Annotated in this window: 14 protein-coding genes and 3 pseudogenes; 4 read left to right on the forward strand and 13 right to left on the reverse strand. The window is 68.4% G+C overall.

Annotation, left to right across the window (positions count from 1 at the left end):
- Nucleotides 1–11 precede the first annotated feature (11 nt).
- Nucleotides 12–1,174: pseudogene (locus ACQEWB_RS49470) on the forward strand (IS630 family transposase).
- Here ACQEWB_RS49470 and ACQEWB_RS49475 read toward each other — a convergent pair.
- The 4 genes from ACQEWB_RS49475 to ACQEWB_RS49490 form a co-directional block, all read right to left on the reverse strand.
- The gene (locus tag ACQEWB_RS49475; RefSeq protein WP_432843494.1) at nucleotides 1,149–1,559 is read right to left on the reverse strand and encodes a hypothetical protein; all 411 of its coding nucleotides are present in this window, start codon (nucleotides 1,557–1,559) and stop codon (nucleotides 1,149–1,151) included. The pseudogene ACQEWB_RS49470 and the gene ACQEWB_RS49475 sit on opposite strands and share 26 nt — an antisense overlap.
- A 61-nt stretch (nucleotides 1,560–1,620) precedes the next feature.
- Nucleotides 1,621–1,944 carry a DUF2625 family protein gene (locus ACQEWB_RS49480; protein ID WP_432843496.1) on the reverse strand — a complete coding sequence of 108 codons (324 nt, stop codon included), beginning with the start codon at nucleotides 1,942–1,944 and terminating at the stop codon, nucleotides 1,621–1,623.
- Between the two features lie 428 nt (nucleotides 1,945–2,372).
- The gene (locus ACQEWB_RS49485; protein ID WP_432843498.1) at nucleotides 2,373–2,927 is read right to left on the reverse strand and encodes an NADPH-dependent FMN reductase; all 555 of its coding nucleotides are present in this window, start codon (nucleotides 2,925–2,927) and stop codon (nucleotides 2,373–2,375) included.
- A gap of 40 nt (nucleotides 2,928–2,967) precedes the next feature.
- Complete coding sequence (locus ACQEWB_RS49490) at nucleotides 2,968–3,837, reverse strand: oxidoreductase (RefSeq protein WP_432843500.1); 870 nt, start codon at nucleotides 3,835–3,837, stop codon at nucleotides 2,968–2,970.
- A 136-nt stretch (nucleotides 3,838–3,973) separates the two neighbouring features.
- Here ACQEWB_RS49490 and ACQEWB_RS49495 point away from each other — a divergent pair, with 136 nt between their 5' ends.
- Nucleotides 3,974–4,960: an Lrp/AsnC family transcriptional regulator gene (locus tag ACQEWB_RS49495; RefSeq protein ID WP_432843502.1), complete on the forward strand. Its 987-nt coding sequence runs from the start codon at nucleotides 3,974–3,976 to the stop codon at nucleotides 4,958–4,960.
- A 65-nt stretch (nucleotides 4,961–5,025) separates the two neighbouring features.
- Here ACQEWB_RS49495 and ACQEWB_RS49500 read toward each other — a convergent pair whose 3' ends face one another.
- On the reverse strand, nucleotides 5,026–5,244 hold the full coding sequence (locus ACQEWB_RS49500) for a hypothetical protein (protein WP_432843504.1): 219 nt from the start codon (nucleotides 5,242–5,244) through the stop codon (nucleotides 5,026–5,028).
- A gap of 108 nt (nucleotides 5,245–5,352) precedes the next feature.
- Here ACQEWB_RS49500 and ACQEWB_RS49505 point away from each other — a divergent pair, with 108 nt between their 5' ends.
- Complete coding sequence (locus ACQEWB_RS49505) at nucleotides 5,353–6,606, forward strand: hypothetical protein (protein WP_432843506.1); 1,254 nt, start codon at nucleotides 5,353–5,355, stop codon at nucleotides 6,604–6,606.
- A gap of 302 nt (nucleotides 6,607–6,908) precedes the next feature.
- Here ACQEWB_RS49505 and ACQEWB_RS49510 read toward each other — a convergent pair whose 3' ends face one another.
- Nucleotides 6,909–7,727: a hypothetical protein gene (locus ACQEWB_RS49510; protein WP_432843508.1), complete on the reverse strand. Its 819-nt coding sequence runs from the start codon at nucleotides 7,725–7,727 to the stop codon at nucleotides 6,909–6,911.
- Between ACQEWB_RS49510 and ACQEWB_RS49515 the strand changes: the two are divergent.
- Nucleotides 7,722–8,162: pseudogene (locus ACQEWB_RS49515) on the forward strand (NAD(P)/FAD-dependent oxidoreductase); the annotation flags it as partial. The gene ACQEWB_RS49510 and the pseudogene ACQEWB_RS49515 sit on opposite strands and share 6 nt — an antisense overlap.
- A gap of 612 nt (nucleotides 8,163–8,774) precedes the next feature.
- Here the strand turns inward: ACQEWB_RS49515 and ACQEWB_RS49520 are convergent.
- From ACQEWB_RS49520 to ACQEWB_RS49550, 7 genes and pseudogenes are all read right to left on the reverse strand, one after another.
- Entirely contained in the window at nucleotides 8,775–10,004 is a 1,230-nt protein-coding gene (locus ACQEWB_RS49520) for a DNA glycosylase AlkZ-like family protein (protein ID WP_432843510.1), read from the reverse strand.
- Between the two features lie 7 nt (nucleotides 10,005–10,011).
- The gene (locus ACQEWB_RS49525; RefSeq protein ID WP_432843512.1) at nucleotides 10,012–11,328 is read right to left on the reverse strand and encodes an MFS transporter; all 1,317 of its coding nucleotides are present in this window, start codon (nucleotides 11,326–11,328) and stop codon (nucleotides 10,012–10,014) included.
- Nucleotides 11,318–12,010, reverse strand: a complete 693-nt coding sequence (locus tag ACQEWB_RS49530; RefSeq protein WP_432843514.1) for a hypothetical protein — start codon at nucleotides 12,008–12,010, stop codon at nucleotides 11,318–11,320. Before ACQEWB_RS49530 ends, ACQEWB_RS49525 begins: the two co-directional genes overlap by 11 nt.
- 92 nt (nucleotides 12,011–12,102) lie before the next feature.
- Entirely contained in the window at nucleotides 12,103–13,149 is a 1,047-nt protein-coding gene (locus ACQEWB_RS49535; RefSeq protein ID WP_432843516.1) for a YncE family protein, read from the reverse strand.
- 95 nt (nucleotides 13,150–13,244) lie between these two features.
- Nucleotides 13,245–13,925, reverse strand: a complete 681-nt coding sequence (locus tag ACQEWB_RS49540; RefSeq protein WP_432843518.1) for a TIGR02466 family protein — start codon at nucleotides 13,923–13,925, stop codon at nucleotides 13,245–13,247.
- 147 nt (nucleotides 13,926–14,072) lie between these two features.
- Nucleotides 14,073–15,083, reverse strand: coding sequence for an ArsR/SmtB family transcription factor (locus ACQEWB_RS49545; RefSeq protein WP_432843520.1), 1,011 nt, complete (start codon nucleotides 15,081–15,083; stop codon nucleotides 14,073–14,075).
- Between the two features lie 80 nt (nucleotides 15,084–15,163).
- Nucleotides 15,164–15,682 (reverse strand): annotated as a pseudogene (locus tag ACQEWB_RS49550) (transposase); the annotation flags it as partial.

Genomic DNA, 15,682 nt, shown 5'->3' on the forward strand with positions numbered 1-15,682 from the left:
CTGGATGTGTGGTGGCTGAGCCTGTCCGTGTGCGCAGACTGACCGATCAGGAGGGGCAGAAGCTGCAGCAGATCGTGCGTCGGGGCAGCACCGGCTCGGTGCGCTACCGGCGCGCGATGATGCTGTTGGCCTCGGCCGGCGGGAACCGCGTGCCGGTGATCGCCCAGTTGGTGCAGGCCGATGAGGACACCGTCCGCGATGCGATCCACCGGTTCAGTGAGATCGGCCTGGCCTGTCTGGACCCTCGGTGGGCGGGAGGCCGTCCCCTCCTGCTCAGTCGTGACGACGAGGAGTTCGTCATCCAGACGGCCACCACACGTCCCACCAAGCTCTGCCAGTCTTTCACCCGTTGGTCGCTGCGCAAACTCGTCGCCTACCTGCGCAAAGTGCACGGCCGGGTGATCCGCATCGGCCGCGAGGCGTTACGTTGCCTGCTCGCCCGCCGCGGCGTCACCTTCCAGCGCACCAAGACCTAATGGAATCCCCGGACCCCGAACGCGAGGTGAAGCTGGACAGGATCGAGGAAGTCCTCGACCGCTTTCCGGACCGGGTGTCCGCCTTCGACGAGTTCGGCCCGCTCGGGATCCGGCCCACCGCCGGTTCGTGCTGGGGCGCGCGGAAACGCCCCGACCGGTTGCCCGCCACCTAACAACGGACCCACGGCGTGCGGTACTTCCACGGTTGCTACTCGGTCGGCGACGACCGGCTGTGGGGCGTCGACAGGCGCAAGAAGGGGGCCGCCAACACACTGGCCGCGCTGAAGTCCATCCGCGCCACCCGGCCCGACGGCGCACCGATCTACGTGATCCTGGACAACCTCTCCGCCCACAAGGGCACCGGCATCCGGCGCTGGGCGAAGAAGAACAAGGTCGAGCTGTGCTTCACACCGACCTACGCCTCCTGGGCGAATCCCATCGAGGCCCACTTCGGACCGCTGCGGCAGTTCACCGTCGCCAACTCCCATCACCCCAACCACACGATGCAGACCCGGGCCCTGCACGCCTATCTGCGCTGGCGCAACGCCAATGCCCGCCACCGCGACGTCCTGGCCGCCGAGCGCAAGGAGCGCGCCCGCATCCGCAGCGAGAAAGGCATCCGCTGGGGCGGACGCCCCGCAGCCAAGGCGCATAAGGATCCAGGCGCCGCAGTCAGTCCTGGCGACAGTGGGCAATGAGCTGTGCACCCTCAGCGGTGAGCAACTGCGGCATGAGCAGGCGCAGGGCAGCCGCATGCTGATGGACACGCTTAAGCGTGGCTCGACGGGTCGGGGCCGAGCCGGGCACGTCTTGAGCGGGACCGCATCCGCTCAAGACGTACAGCTCGTCCAGCCACACTCCCCTGGTCCTCGCCCCGTCCGGTGCAACCGGGGCGACCAGCGTCGTCACCACGGGCTCATGCCCATCCAGGAACCAGACCTCCACGTCGAGATCACTGCTGCGGAAGAGCAGTCCAACGTCAGTCTGCTCCGAGCCCGAGAAACCTGCGTCCTCGACCAGAAACGCGAACTCAACGCCGGCTTCCGCCCGGAATGCCTCTAACAGACCCTCTTGATGCCCCACACTCCGATACTCCGAGGCCATCAGCACCGGCGGAAGACCCCAACCCGGCCAACCTTCCCGGTCACAGCACCAGACCGGCATCAGGTCGCCAAGCAGAGTCGAACACTCCCGGGAACTGGTTGACCCGAGCCAGACTCGGCGCCGCCCCGCACAAAGGGCTGCCGAAGACCCTCACCCACCCGTGGTCCACCAGCAGCGCGCCACAGTGCAGCACCACCGCACCCAGATACGACCTGGTCGTCACCTGCAACTGGAGAAGCGATGACCTGGCCAGGTCGCTATCAGGTGGCAGCACCACGACAGACACCGGTCCACTGCCAAGAGTCTCTCGGAGCCCCGGCCAGGCTGGTTCCTCGACGTCGATCAGCTGGCTCAACTCGCGCATGCCCGCACCGTTGCACCCCCGCCTACTGACCCAACCAGCAGGGCACTTCGATGGACCAACCCCACCTATCGAGATGACCTCTTAGCGGGGAACGGTGTTGATGAGTTCCAGCAACACCTGGGGGGCTTGCGGCGGGAGCATGCGGGTGCCCTGCCTCTCCGGTGGGTGCGAAGTCGAGGCCTGATCTGTACGCGCCGGTTCCACCGTGATCATCGTGCCGCGCTGGGCAAGCATGGTCTGATGCGCAAGTACGGGGTAGGACACCCCGCGGTGCAGAAGGCGATGAAGTCCGCGTGGCCGCAGGCATGTTGTGGGCGGACCTGGATGTCCCGCGCAAGCAGCGGTACACCGCCAACCGGATCTTCGACCGGCTGGTCGATGAGTATCGCGCGGGCCGGATCTCCTACGGTCGGCGGTTGGCCGGGAGGTCAGGCCGTCACGGGGTCGGGTCGCAGCAGGCTGTTCAGGGCGTGATCGACGGCGGTGTTGACCCGGGGATCCCGGGAGATGTCGCGCTGGTCGATCGTGCGCAGGCCGAGCATGGGAAGGGGGCTGGTCACAACAGCCGCCCCGGTGGCTCGTAGGACAGCGTTGAGATGGTGTTCTGCGCCGTGGGAGCGGTAGCCGATCATGAGGCTGGTGACCGGTTTGGCCGTCAGGGGGGAGTCGTCACGGGGGCGGGAGAGCCAGTCGAGGGCGTTTTTGAGAACGGCCGAGATACTGGCGTTGTTGACGGGGCTGACGACCAGCAGGCTGTCCGCGGCGTGGACCTGGGCGCGTAGCGAGCCGACCTGCGGCAGTACGCGGTCGGTGTCCAGGTCCTCGTTGAACAGGGGCAGCGTGTCCAATCCGGTGCCCAGGACTATCTCGTGGCCGGAGCGGGCGTGGGCGAGGGCGGCGTGCGCGATCTGGGTGGTGATGGACCCGGTGCGAAGACTGCCGGACAGGACCAGCGTGCGGTGTACGGCTTGGGGTTGGGGCATGACGGATCTCCGTGTGTGGGAGGGGGCGGCTGGCTGTGTGTCACCTGGCGGTGCCGGCAACGGCGTCCAACAGCCGAAGTGCCTCTTGGGGCAGGTCGAGGGCTGCTGCGGCGATGTTCTGTGCGAGGTGAGGGCGGGTCGAGGTGCCGGGGATGAGGAGGATGGTCGGGGAGCGGTGCAGCAGCCAGGCCAGCGCGACCTGGCGCGTGGTGGCGCCGAGATCGGAAGCCACCTGCTCTACGGCCTGCACCTGCAGGGGGCGGAAGCCGCCCAGCGGCCAGAAGGGAACGAAGGCGATGCCCTGCTGCGCGCACCAGTCCACCAGGGCGTCGTCCTGCCGGTGGACGAGGTTGTAGTGGTTTTGCACCGCCACGACCGGGGCGATCTGTTGGGCGGCCCTGACCTGCTGGGCGCTGACGTTGCTGACGCCGAGGTTGTGGATGAGTCCTTGGTCGCGCAGTTCGGCCAGCACGGTGAAGGGCTCGACGATGTCGTCCGCCTCCAACGTGTCGGTCATGCGCAGGTTCACCAGGTCGAGTGTTTCCAGGCCCAGGTGCTTGAGGTTGTCGTGAACGGCGTCGATCAGCTCCGGGCGGGAGAGCGCGGCGGGCCAGTCACGGTCGGGAGTTCGGCGCGCGCCGACCTTGGTGGCGATGCGCAGGCCTGCGGGGTAGGGGTGCAGGGCTTCACGGATCAGCCGGTTGACGTACTGCGGCCCGTAGTAGTCGCTGGTGTCGATGTGGGTGATTCCCGCCTCGGCCACGTCGCGCAGCGTGGCCAGGGACTCGTCGCGGTCGCGGGGTGGGCCGTAGGCCATCGGCCCGGCCAGTTGCAGGGCGCCGTATCCGACCCGGGTCACGGTCAGGGTGTCGGACAGGCGCAGGGTGCCGCCGGGAAGGGTGTCGCTCATCGTGGGTTCCTCTGGAGGGGCGGTGGAATCGGAGATGCCTCCACTGTGACCGCCGCCCGGCCCGGACCAGCAGTCATAGGCGCGAAACAGAGCAGAACCTCCATGGACGGTCCGTGCTGCTGCCTATAGTTCCGTCATGGATCAGATTGACCGCCGGATCGTGCAGTGCCTGCTTCAGGACGGCCGGGCCTCCTTCCGTCGTATCGCGCGGGTCGCGGGCGTCTCGGAGCAAACCGTGGCGCGGCGCTACCGCACGCTGGTGGCCGATGGCGCCGTGCGCGTCCGAGCCCTGCCCAGCCACGGCGGATCACGCGAGCAAACCTGGTTCGTACGGGTCCAGTGCCGCCCCGACGCCGCCGAAGCCCTGGCCGAAGCCCTGGCCGCACGCGAGGACACCGCCTACGTCAGCATCACCTCCGGCGGGGCCGAGATCGTCTGCCAGACCCGCAGCGACCCTGCCCACCCGCAGGGCTCGGTGCTGCACCGGCTGCCGCGCACCGCCAGAGTGCTGGGCTTTCATGCCTACGCCGTACTCCACGTCCACCTGGGACCCGAGGCCAAGTGGCGGGCGTTCGACGAACCACTCACCCCCGCCGAGATCCAGCTGCTGCACGGCGACGACGCCCCGGCGCAGCAGGCATCCGACCCGCGCGCGGAACTGCTCAGCGAGGCGGATGCCCCGCTGCTGACACAACTCGCGCTGGACGGGCGCACCGGCGTGCTGGACCTGGCCCGCACCACCGGCTGGCCCAGGGCCGGCGTCTCCTCCCGCCTGGAGGAACTGCTCCGAGGACGGGCCCTCTACCTGGCCGTAGACCTCGCCTACGCCCGCTTCGGCTTCCACGCCATCGCCTATCTGTGGCTCACCGTCAACCCGGGCAGCCTGCGGACCACCGGCGAGGCACTCTCGCGTCACCCCGAGACCACCTTCGCCGCCGCCGTCACCGGCTCGGCGAACCTCCTGGTCACCGTCACCTGCCGTACCACGGACGACCTCTACGCCTACGTGGCCGACGCCGTCGGTGCGCTCCCTGCCGTCACCCAGGTGGACGTGGTCCCGGTCCTACGCCGCCTCAAGCAGGCCGGCACCCGCGTTCACAACGGCCGCCTCACTCCGCCATAACGCCAGTTGTGGGCTCGGCCCCCACGACACGCCACGGTTCGCCGCGCAAGCCGACTCCGGGAACGTCACCTCCGCTTCTGCCAGTGCTGCGGGATGGCGAGCCCGGCCGGCAGTGGTTGCCCAGGCGCTGGCACCAGATGGTGAGGTGCGACACCGCTCGCAGAGGTGAACGGCACCTCGCCGCCGGAGAACGCCGCTTCGGTGTGGAAGGCATGACATCCCACGGTGTTGCTGAAACTGGCATATTCATCCTGTGCACCTTGGATGCCGATCAGGTCCGCCATCACAGCACGGCCCTTCAAGAAGCCGTTGCGCAGCGCGACAGGTTCTTGACGTGCACCTGCTGGCTGTCCGTCCTACGCTGGGAGGGGAAGCCTTTGCTGGAGGTCGGGATGACCAACGGGAAAGTATTCAACGGTACAGAAACCCAGAAGAAGGCCAGGGGAAGCGTCTCTCTCTTCATTCTCCTGTGGATCGCCTCGCTCATTCTCGGGAACACGCTAACGTCAGATCAAACGACGCGTGATCACCCCTACAAGCCGACGAGACGTAAGAACGCCGCTCAGCTCCCTAAAATTCCTAAAGGGCTGTTCAGGGCCCACAAAACAGCCTGGCGCGAGCGGGCTTCCGCACGCATTCTCTACCTGGAACAGCAAGCAGATCGCGAGAGATGCCGGGTAGTAAGTGACCGAGCTGAGCAATGCCAGCGGGAAAAGACATTGGAGGGGATCGCACGGCAACTGGAAGAGGCAGGAAACGCGATCTCCGCCCGGCGCCACCTCTTCTCGGGAGCCGCAGCTCTCGAGAGGGCCTGGGCCAATGTGCGCGCCACCGACGTGATGCTGCTCAGCCTGTGTCCGGAACAAGACTTGATCAGCCGAAGCGTTGACGTATCAAGCCACATGGAACAGCACCTTCGCCCCGGCGACCCACTACGGGTGAAGGTGGGGGCAGTCGTGGAGCGTATGGAGACGAAGGGACCCCTGCCGGGAGATCGGGGGTTCCTTGTCCTTGCTTTGGCCGCTTCGTACGATGCGCTGGACGCCGAGTTCAGCAGAGTACGCAGCCTCAGCACGATCCTGCGGATTGCGACCTTCTTCGTTCTCCTCGGTGCGGGTGGGCTCGAAGTCTGGGGCTGGTACTGCCCCGACTCGCTCAACATGTGTTTTCTCCCTGAGGGAAAGAATTTTGCCGCATGCCCTTCCGGGGAAGTCCCTCGCAACCCGAATTTTGTTCCGAGTGACTATGCCCGGCACGTCGACGTCCTCGTCACCGAGGCGGCAGGACTGGCTGGCGCAGCCCTGACCGTCATCGCGTCTCTGCGTCGGATTCAGGGGACGAGCAGTCCTTATATGCTTCCCTTGTCGGCGGCCCTGCTCAAATTCCCCACCGGAGCTCTTACCGCGTTCGTAGGAGTGGTGCTCATCAGGGGGGCATTCATCCCCGGCCTGAGCGATCTGGATTCCAGCCCGCAAATAGTCGCCTGGGCCGTTATTTTCGGGGCTGCCCAGCATCTCGTGACCCGCTTCGTTGACGCACGCGCCCGCGAGACTCTGTCGGAAGTGGGACGCCCGGACCCGGAACCGGACGACTCCAAGATCCCGAAGTCCTGGCAGCGTGGAACCGCAGGCTCTGCACAGAGCTGAGCGGGCACGGGAGGAACGCCCGTCCCCGCCCCCGCATCCGACTGCTTCGTCGAGCTCGCCGGCGAAGGTATGCCCACTCGGCGTGCCCCGGGCCCGCCCGTGCTGGCTGGCCGCCGCCAAGTCCACTTCGGGGGACCGTCCCAGGGTTCATTGTCCCGGGGCCGGGCTGCAACGCCAGTTCGGCCTTGGTGGGTGGTGGGACGTGCCTGTACGACCCGGGCTGCTTCGACGGGAATGGCGAGGGCCTCTGGCCACTTCGCAACCTTTGTAGGCCCCGGCCGCGAGGGTGACCAGGATCCCGCTCATGCGACCGGCCGCAGCAGGCCTGCGAGCTGATGGCTCGTTGGCGCGACTGGATTGCCACCCGTATTCGGCATGCGCAGCTCGGCACCTCCCCACTCCTGCGGTGGCTGGAGGAGGAGGTGCCGGTTCGTGTTGTGCTCTGCAAGGGGGCTAGGGCTGGGCGGTCGCCTGTGGAGTGGGAAGGGCACAGCGGTCTGCAGTTCGGCGTAGTCGCGCAGAGGGGCGGTGCCGGATCGGATGATCCACGTGCCGCTGTCGAGGCCGGTCAGGTCGGCGGTGGTGAAGTCGTCCAGCAGCGTATACAGCGAGGGCGCGTCGAGCGTCGGGGGCTGCTGGCGCAGTACTTCGCCGATGGCCCGCAGGACTTCGGTGCTGCGGATGTCGATGATGACGATCCGGGCGTGGGCAGAGGCAGGGTCGAGTTCGCGGTTGAGTCCGTGGTTGAGGTCGCGGGCGCGGTCCAGGGCAGGGTTGGGGGAAACGAGTTCACGGGCGTGGGCGATGTCGTGGGCCAGCGTGCGGGCGTTGTCGAGCTCGTTGTCGCGGATACGGCGCCCCCGGTTGAGGTGGGAGGCGAGTTCGCGGGTGCGGTCCCGGACCCGGTCGAGATACCGGGCGAAGTAGCGCAGACGGGCACGATCGCGGTCGTCGAGGTCACCGGGATTCAGGTTGCGGGCGTTCCTGAGATCGACAGTGGCATGGTGTTCGTGTTCAAGGTCGCGGTCGAGGGCTCGGATGGCCGCTTTGACGTGGTGTTGGCTGCGCAGCACCAGCCGCTCTGCGGGGCTGAGTTCGTGCAGGAGTTCCTCGGCGGCCACTACATCAGGCTCACGCCGGACCACCGCCTCGCCTTCGGCGGCCGGGCCCGCTTCGCCCCGTCCAACCCGGCCTCCGACGTCAAGAGCGGGGACATCCCGAAGCGGGAGATGACGGAGATCTTCCCCCAACTCTCCGACGTCCGGATCGACTACGTCTGGGGCGGCACGGCCGGCTTCTCCTGGGACCGGATCCCGCACGCGGGCGAGGCCGAGGGCGCCAAGGGTCTCTACTACTTGATGGGTTACTGCGGACACGGCGTCCAGATGGCCACGTACATGGGTCGCGCGGTCGCCGAGATGATGGACGGCAAGCCGGGCGCCAACCCTCTGCGCGGCCTCGGCTTCCCCAAGGTGCCCGTGCCCTTCTGCAACGGCACCGCCTGGTTCCTGCCGTTCGGCGGCGCCTACTACAAGGCCAAGGACCGCTTGAGCTGAGGCGGCGGCGACAGCACGGCCTGCTCCCCGAACCCCCAGCTACCGCCATACCTCGTCCGACCTGCGTTGGCGCAGGCCGGACGAGGTACTGAGACGAAACCCGGACGGGCACCGGGTGGGGAACACACCCCGGGCGAGCCACGGTTCGGCAAGCGGTTCACGGCTTGCCTCAGCCGGCGCCCCGCGGCACGTTACGGACGTCCGCCTCGGCGCCGTACTGCTCCTGCTGTACGAGTCAGCGGTTCGCCCTGCTCGGCGAGGGTTCCGGTGAGGATTCGTTGTGTCCGTCCGTGTTGCCGAGGACGCTGCGGACTGCGAGGCGGAAGTCCTTCACCGCTCGGTAGAGAATGCGCTCTCGTTCGGCAGCCAGGAGGGTGTCCTCGGCGTTGCGGTTGCTGTCTCCCCGCGCGCCACTGATCACGCTGCGCTCGTGCCTGCGCCAGGACAGTCACGATCGCGGCGGCGAGAGTGGCGACAGGGCCGGCATCGGCGCCCGATAGCGCAGCAAGTCCTGCGTCCTTGGGCCCGCTGACATGCCCTTGGAGGCGGCGACGGACTTCCACCCGACTCGGGACAGGCCGGCTGCTCCACTGAACCGCCCCGGCAACGGGATCACGTCACGGACCGGTCCTCAAGCACGGCGGATGAGGGCCGCCCGGCCATCCGCAGTAAAGCCGAGCGCAACGCCCGCACGGTTGCGGGGTCGGCCGCGTCGTCCATCACGACCGTGCGCGCGTCACCTGGGCAGACGACTGCAGCCATGCGATGACAGGCCTCGGCGAAACCGTCGACGACGGCCTCGCCCAGGTTGTCCACGGAGGCGCGCAGGACGGTGAGCGTTCCGTCCCTGCGGGCCAGATCCGCCCGGCCGACGAGCCTGTCGCCGACGAGCAGAGGGCAGACGTAGTACCCGTGCACGCGCCGTGCCGCGGGCTTGTAGGCCTCCAGGACCTGGTTGAAGCCGAAGAGCCGGTCGACCCGCGGCCGGTGCCAGATCAGGTTGTCGAACGGGCCGATGAACTCGGCCCGTTGCTCCAGCTTCCGTTCGTCCGCGAGCGCGGCCGGGTGGCCCCAGGCGACGGAGTCCCACCCCTCGACGGCCACCGGGACCAGGGACGTCCCGGGGAGCAGCGTGGTGGCGCGGGCGGGGCGGATCCGGATGTAGTCGGCGAGGCTGTCGCCGGTCGCGACGCCGAGGACGCGTCCGGCCTTCTCCAGCAAGCGCAGCAGGCACTCGTCGTCGCTCAGCGCGTCGGTCAGGAAACGTGCCGGAACAGCCCGCTCCGGAAGACCGAACAGCCGCTGCCAGCGGTCACGGTGTACGCAGGCGAGTTCCCCCGACCAGACGAGGAACTCCACGGCGGTCTTGACCGGGCCCCAGTCCCAGCCACCGCCCCCGCCCGCCTCGTCCCCCCTGATCTTCCGCAAGGTCAACGGCCCGTCCGCCGCGACGCGTTCCAGCACCGCCCGAGCCGTCGCCCGGTCCGGGTATTCGCGGCGCAGACGGGTCGCCCGCCGTCGGAACGCCCACAGCGGCCAGTCCTCGACCGGTACGAGAGCCAGTGCATGGGCCGGGAAGTCGAACGCCAAGGGCTCGCCGTTGTCCGCCCACAGGACCTCGTCCACCGCTGTCCCCGTCGCGCCTGGCAGCCGAGCCGCCAGGGTGAGCTGGTGGGCACGCGCGAGCGTGCTGATCGAGTCCAACTGCACTGCACCCAGATGCCGCAGTACGCCCGGCATGCCGCCCTCGCCCACAGGGTCCGGCCGGGCCGAGCGGACCGCGATCGCCCGGGCCTCGGCCTGCGACAGGGGCACCGCGGCCCGGTCCTCGCTCGGTCGCACTACCCGCTCAACTCCCGGCTCTCTCCTGGGGACAGGACTCCTGTAATTGCTCCCGGTCCCCGGGAGACTGCGGTGATTGTGCCGGACCGCGCCACAGGAGCGCCAACAGAACGCCCGCGAAGGCGCAGCCGCTCAGCAGCAGTCTGGTGGTCTGCCAGTGCTGTCCGGCCACCAGGGCGCCGACCAGCATCGCGATGACACCGTTCGCGATGTCCGTGCTCGCACCCACCCAGGTGTTCGCCTCGTTGCGCACGTCGTCCGTCACCGTCGCGTCGACCAGCAGGAAGGCGTTGATGAAGAGCGGTGTGACGAACAGTCCCGCGCACAGCAGGAGTGCGGCCAGCAGCCAGAGGGACCGCGCCGCGAACAAGAAACAGGCCGGCAGAGCGAACCCCAGGACAAGGAGTCGGAATTTGTGCCACAGATCCGCTTCCCACGGTACGAGACCGTAGGCGATGCCACCGACGACTCCGCCGACGCTGATCGCGGCGAGGAGCGGCCCGAGCCAGGCCACCGCGTCCACGTGTTCGGTGTAGGCAGGCGTGTAGACGCCCATGCCGCCGAACACGCATCCCATGACCAGCAGCGGCAGCAGAATCATCAACATCCGTGGCTCCGCCAGGGGCCCCAGCCAGCGCCGCCGGACAGATCTGCGGTCGGCCGGTACGGGTGCCGCGCCGGTCGCCGGGCGGCTCAGCCCCCAGCGCCGGGCCATCACCAGATATCCGATGACGACCAGGACATAGCAGCCGACCGTCACCTCGTACGCGTGCCGCGCGCCGAACACCAGGATGGCGAGCCCCGCCGCCAGCGGCGCCACCACGAACCCGGCCTCCTCCAGGACCGAGTCCGCCGAGTGCACCGTCTTGAGCTCCTTCTGACCGTCCACCAGAGTGCGCCAGGACGATCGCAGCGCCGCGTTGAGCGGCGGACTGGTCATACTCGCGGCGACGACGAACAGCAACGGCGACCACCAGGGCCAACGCAGCCCGACGCTCACGGCGGCCAGCGACATGAGGGTCGTCGCGGTCGCGGCCATGAGGAGCAGGGGCCTTCGGTGGCCGAAACGGTCGAGGACCCGACCGCGCAGCGGCACCAGGAGCGCCAGCACCAGCGTGCCGCTCCCGTTGACGATGCCGGCCCTGCCGTACCCGTACGTCTGGGCCAGGCCGACCAGCAGGGTGATGGGCAGCACCGCGGCCGTGACCCGGCTGAGGAAGGCGATGGCCAGCAGGCCGCCCACGGACGACCGGGCGAGCACGGCAAGGCCCGTCCTTGCGACGGCGGCCTCCTCGCCGCCCTCGGTCACCGGCTCAACGGTCATCGGTGCTCCCTTCCGGGGCCGGACGGCCGGTGGACGAACGCAGCGAGTCGGCGTGGAGCAGCACCAGCCGGGCGATCGGGTCGCCCCGGCGCAGGCTGACGGGGCGGGTCGGCCGGACCGCGACGCTGAAGCCGCCGCGCTCGGCCATGCCGTTCGCGGCCCTGGCCGGGATCACGCCGAGCGGAACCTCCAGACCGGGTACGGCCACGTCCATGACCATCAGGAAGTAGCGCTCGGGGATCGTGACACCCCAGCCGAGCCGCCACTCGACCGTGCCCAGGCCGTTGGGCAGGAACATGCTCTCCCAGTTGTCGTCGTCGCTCCGGTAGTCGTACGTCCGCAGCCAGCTGCTGTCGCGGGTGGCGATCCAGCCGTCGCCGCGGTGCCACACCTCGCTGCGGTTGATCTTCCGTCCCACGTCACGGAGTTCCTCGTCGGGTGGCACGTCGAAGTCCAGGTCTCCGAGCGGTGCCATGTCGATGGACACAGGTGACCGCACCAGCCAGCCGAGTTCCTGGCCGAGGACCCACGGTGGACAGTCGACCGGCAGACGGGTGATGCGCTTGTACCGGAAGTGCTTGCGGTAGGCGTCCCGTTCGGCCCGCGCGCCGGCCCGGTCGGCCCGGGGCGGATCCGGCACCAGCGACCACGGCTGCACCTGAGAGAACGTGACTTCGACCATCGACTGGCTCCCCGGAGGACGGTGACGGTGCTCCGCCGCCGTGCCGGACGGCGGCACGGCGGCGGACCACGTCAGGTGGGTTCGGGACGGTGTCAGGCGTCGATGTGCTCCGCGCGCCGCAGCCGTTCGTCCTCGGGGATGGTGTCGAGGTCGAACATCACGACGCTGCACGGCCCGTAGCCGACGAAGATCTCCTCGTACTCGAACTCGCCCTCCGGACGGTCGAGCGGTGCGGAGTCCAGGTCCACCATGGTGAGGGTGTTGGACGCGTACGCCGGGTTCTCCGAGGCCATCGTGAAGCCGACCCGGGCGAAGTTCGTGACGTACGCCGTCTTGTCGACCGCGTCCACCACGAGTCCGCGCGGGCCGGGACCGACCGGGATGTGCCGGGTGACCTCCAGCGTGTCGACGTCGATGACGTAGATACGGCTGACGGTCTCGACGGTGACGAGCGCGTACTTGCCGTCGTCGCTGAAGGCCACGGCCCGGCCGCCGATGTGGCCGAGGTCCACCCGGTGCGTCTCGTCCGTCGCCACGTCGATCACCGTGACGTACGAGGCCTGGGTGTTGGCGACGAAGACCCGCCGTCCGCTGGGGTCGATGTTGAGGCTGTACGGGTGCGCGGCACGGTCGACCGGGATGCGCGCGATCTCGTGCACGGCCGCCGCGTCACCGTTCGCCAGGCCGCTGATGTCGAGCTTGCTGACGTAGCCGTCGCCCCAGACGCACACGTAGGCCACGGTGCCGTCGGCGCTGATGCCCATGTGACGGGGGTCGCGACCGACCGGGATCTGTGTCAGCTCGGTGCTGAGCCCCAGGTCGACGATCGAGACACTGTCGGAACCGGAGTTGCTCACCAGCAGGTACTTCTCGCCGGGCACGATGCCCAGGCCGCGCGGGCCGTGACCGACCTCGATCCGCCGCACCTCCGTGAGGGCGACGGCGTCGATCTCGGAGAGCGTGTTCTGACTGGTGTTGCAGACGAAGCCACGACCGCTCTTGGTGAACTTCACCCCGCCGCGCGGCGCGTTGCCGACCCGGATCTGCTTGACCGTGCGGTGCTCGCCCCGACCGGTCTTCGCCACGACCGATACGACGCCGTCGTCGGTGTCGGTCGAAAAGAGCTCTATGTTGCGCATGTCTTTTCCCTTCTCTTACGTGCGTTCCTTTGGGCGTGAAAGGGTGCGTCATTGCCAAGAAGGCAGGAAAGACCGCAAGAATTGCGCGGCACTGATCAGTGGACGACGGCGTAGTTGAGATTCCACGAGACGGATATGCGTACGGACCCGTCCTGGAATTCCGGAACGCCGTGTTTGAGCCAGCCGGGAAACAGGAGCAGTTCGCCCGGCGAGCAACTCATCCGGACGCGGTGGCCGTCACCGGCCAGCGAGATCCCGGGGTCGTAGTAGTCCACGGCCGGGCGTGGGTCCAGGAGGTCGATTTCGCAGGACTCGGGAGCCGTCACGTAGTAGACCGCGGCCAGCGCCGTGTTCGGGTGGAAGTGCGGTTCGTGCCGGTCGCCCTTGCGGTAGACGCTCGCCCAGCTGCGGCTCACGGCGATCCGCACGGACCTGCTGTCGGCCTCCGACGGCACATCGCCGCGTTCCCTGGTCATCGATGCGGCGAAGGAGGCCTCCAGGCTGCGCCCGGTGACGGCCTCCGTGAACTGCCGGGCCATCCGCACCACCCACCGCGAGAGCCGGTCGGCGACCGGATCACCCCACCGGGTCAGGTCGTCAGGGGTCTCGGACTTGTAACCGAGCCGTTTGTACAGGGGATCGAGCCGGGCCAGGACGAGTTCGGTGAGCGGGCCGTTGATTTCGTCCGCATACGGACACGGAATCCGGGCCACCGGTGTAGAGAATGTCTGCGAGATGACTGCCTTGGCAGTGGCGGGCTGCTCGGCGTCGGACATGAACCTCCCATCTGATGGAAAACCAAGTCATCAGCCGTTGAACAGAGAATCTCTGGACGTCCCATTCTGCGCTACAGCCTCTGGCTCACCAACCTTTTCGACCCTCCTCGAAACACGCAGGTGGACGAGGTGGTTTTCGTCGGGGTGTCACGGGCCGCCGAGCAGGTGCCGGCCCAGTGGCGTCACGGCGTGCCGCACACTGCCGCCGGAGCGCGATGTGGTGATGAGACCTGCCTGGCGGAGCACTTTGGTGTGGTGCGACAGGGTGGCGGACGAAATGCCCGTCGTCTGGGCCAGATCGCCGGCCGCGCTCCCGCCCTCGTCGGCGATCGCCCGCAACACCATGGCCCGGGTCGTCCCCAGCAGCGCGGCCAGCCTGGTCTGGCGCGAATGTCCGGAGCCCTCCCGGCGGCGTTCCGTCGCAGGTGTCCAGACGCTCTCGTGGTCGATCGGGTAGATCACGGCCGGGGGCAACGCAGGGTCCAGGTAGATCAGAGCCTCGCCCTGACAGAAGTACGAGGGGATGAGCCGCAGCCCGCGGCCGTCCATACGGATGTCCCAGTCATAGCCCGAGCAACGAAGTTCCAGCACGGGAGGCCGCCACCGTATCGAGTGGTGGAGACCGGACAACAGGGAGTCGAGCCCTTCCGCCAGGAGTTCCCCCGCTGTCAGGCGTGCCGACCCGGTGGTTGTCTCCATGTGCTCGCGTAAGGGTTCCACCAGCACCTGATACCAGTCCCTCACCGTGGCCACCAAGGCCTGTAACGCCCGTGGCTCCCCGTCGGCCACCGCTCGCAGCCAGGCCGGGGCCAGGGGGCGCCACGCGGGGGAGCCGAGCGTGGCGAGCGCGTCGAAGTCCGCGCGCAGGCGGGCCTTGGTGGTGTGCAGGACCGTGTCGAGGCCCTCTTCGACGTCCGTGGTCCCGAGCGGCGACAGGAAGTCGGGACAGAAGTCCTCGCGCGGAACCAAGGACCGCAGCAAGCCTGCGGAACGGGGCAGCCGGGCCAGCGCCCAGGTCTGCCAGTCCGTGAACAGCGGCCCCGCATGCCGCTGTTGCAGGAGACGGAAACTGAGGACCGTCTCCAGCAGAGGATCGGTCCTGCGGGCCAGGGAAATCCGACGGAGGTCGTCCTGCGTGAGATGGAAGCGAAAAGCCATGGGGCAGCCTTCCCCCACCCTCGATCCCGGATGCCCTGCCTTGGGGGCAACACGACTCCGGGGGCTCCGTATGACTTCGGTCAAGGGGCAATGGGGGTTGGCGGTCGACAGAAGGTGCCGTCGCGGCGCATCGCGAAGAGCACGTCTGGGGCGGACAGGGCGGCGCACGCGGAGAGGAAGAAGCCCGCTTGAGCTGCTTGTCTCCTCTCCTCAACTGGTGTTCGCCTCGTATCGAGGAGCCGGGACTGCGGGTAGTAGGAGCGAGTCCGGCACAGGCGGCGAGGTGGGCGGCGGTGGGGGACTTGGTGCCGACCCCGATGCCGAGGAGGAGGTGGCCCGCGGTCCTGACACCGACGCCCGGCATCGACGTCAGGAGCTGGGGAAGCGCGTGTGCCTTCAGCAGCTCTTCGAGCCGTTTCTCCATTCTCCATCGGTCGTCGCTGTTCGAGCGCGGCGGTCAGGGGCCCGGCGAGGCTGGGGACCATCGGCGCGGCCGCCTCGGTGCCCGCCACGACGGTTTGCCCGTCGAGGTCGGTGAAGACGTCCTTGGCCGGACGGGCGGCCATCCGCGGGGCGTTGGACCGCTCCAGCAGGACCAG

Source organism: Streptomyces sp. CA-249302 (assembly GCF_050936785.1).
In the GTDB taxonomy this organism is placed as follows: domain Bacteria; phylum Actinomycetota; class Actinomycetes; order Streptomycetales; family Streptomycetaceae; genus Streptomyces.

Excerpts from the sequence above, each read along its gene's own strand:
- ACQEWB_RS49490 (WP_432843500.1), bottom strand. The coding sequence starts at position 3,837 with ATGAGCGACACCCTTCCCGGCGGCACCCTGCGCCTGTCCGACACCCTG.
- ACQEWB_RS49500 (WP_432843504.1), bottom strand. The coding sequence starts at position 5,244 with ATGGCGGACCTGATCGGCATCCAAGGTGCACAGGATGAATATGCCAGT.
- ACQEWB_RS49505 (WP_432843506.1), top strand. The coding sequence starts at position 5,353 with ATGACCAACGGGAAAGTATTCAACGGTACAGAAACCCAGAAGAAGGCC.
- ACQEWB_RS49540 (WP_432843518.1), bottom strand. The coding sequence starts at position 13,925 with ATGTCCGACGCCGAGCAGCCCGCCACTGCCAAGGCAGTCATCTCGCAG.
- ACQEWB_RS49530 (WP_432843514.1), bottom strand. The coding sequence starts at position 12,010 with ATGGTCGAAGTCACGTTCTCTCAGGTGCAGCCGTGGTCGCTGGTGCCG.
- ACQEWB_RS49485 (WP_432843498.1), bottom strand. The coding sequence starts at position 2,927 with ATGCCCCAACCCCAAGCCGTACACCGCACGCTGGTCCTGTCCGGCAGT.
- ACQEWB_RS49495 (WP_432843502.1), top strand. The coding sequence starts at position 3,974 with ATGGATCAGATTGACCGCCGGATCGTGCAGTGCCTGCTTCAGGACGGC.
- ACQEWB_RS49535 (WP_432843516.1), bottom strand. The coding sequence starts at position 13,149 with ATGCGCAACATAGAGCTCTTTTCGACCGACACCGACGACGGCGTCGTA.
- ACQEWB_RS49525 (WP_432843512.1), bottom strand. The coding sequence starts at position 11,328 with ATGACCGTTGAGCCGGTGACCGAGGGCGGCGAGGAGGCCGCCGTCGCA.
- ACQEWB_RS49545 (WP_432843520.1), bottom strand. The coding sequence starts at position 15,083 with ATGGCTTTTCGCTTCCATCTCACGCAGGACGACCTCCGTCGGATTTCC.
- ACQEWB_RS49480 (WP_432843496.1), bottom strand. The coding sequence starts at position 1,944 with ATGCGCGAGTTGAGCCAGCTGATCGACGTCGAGGAACCAGCCTGGCCG.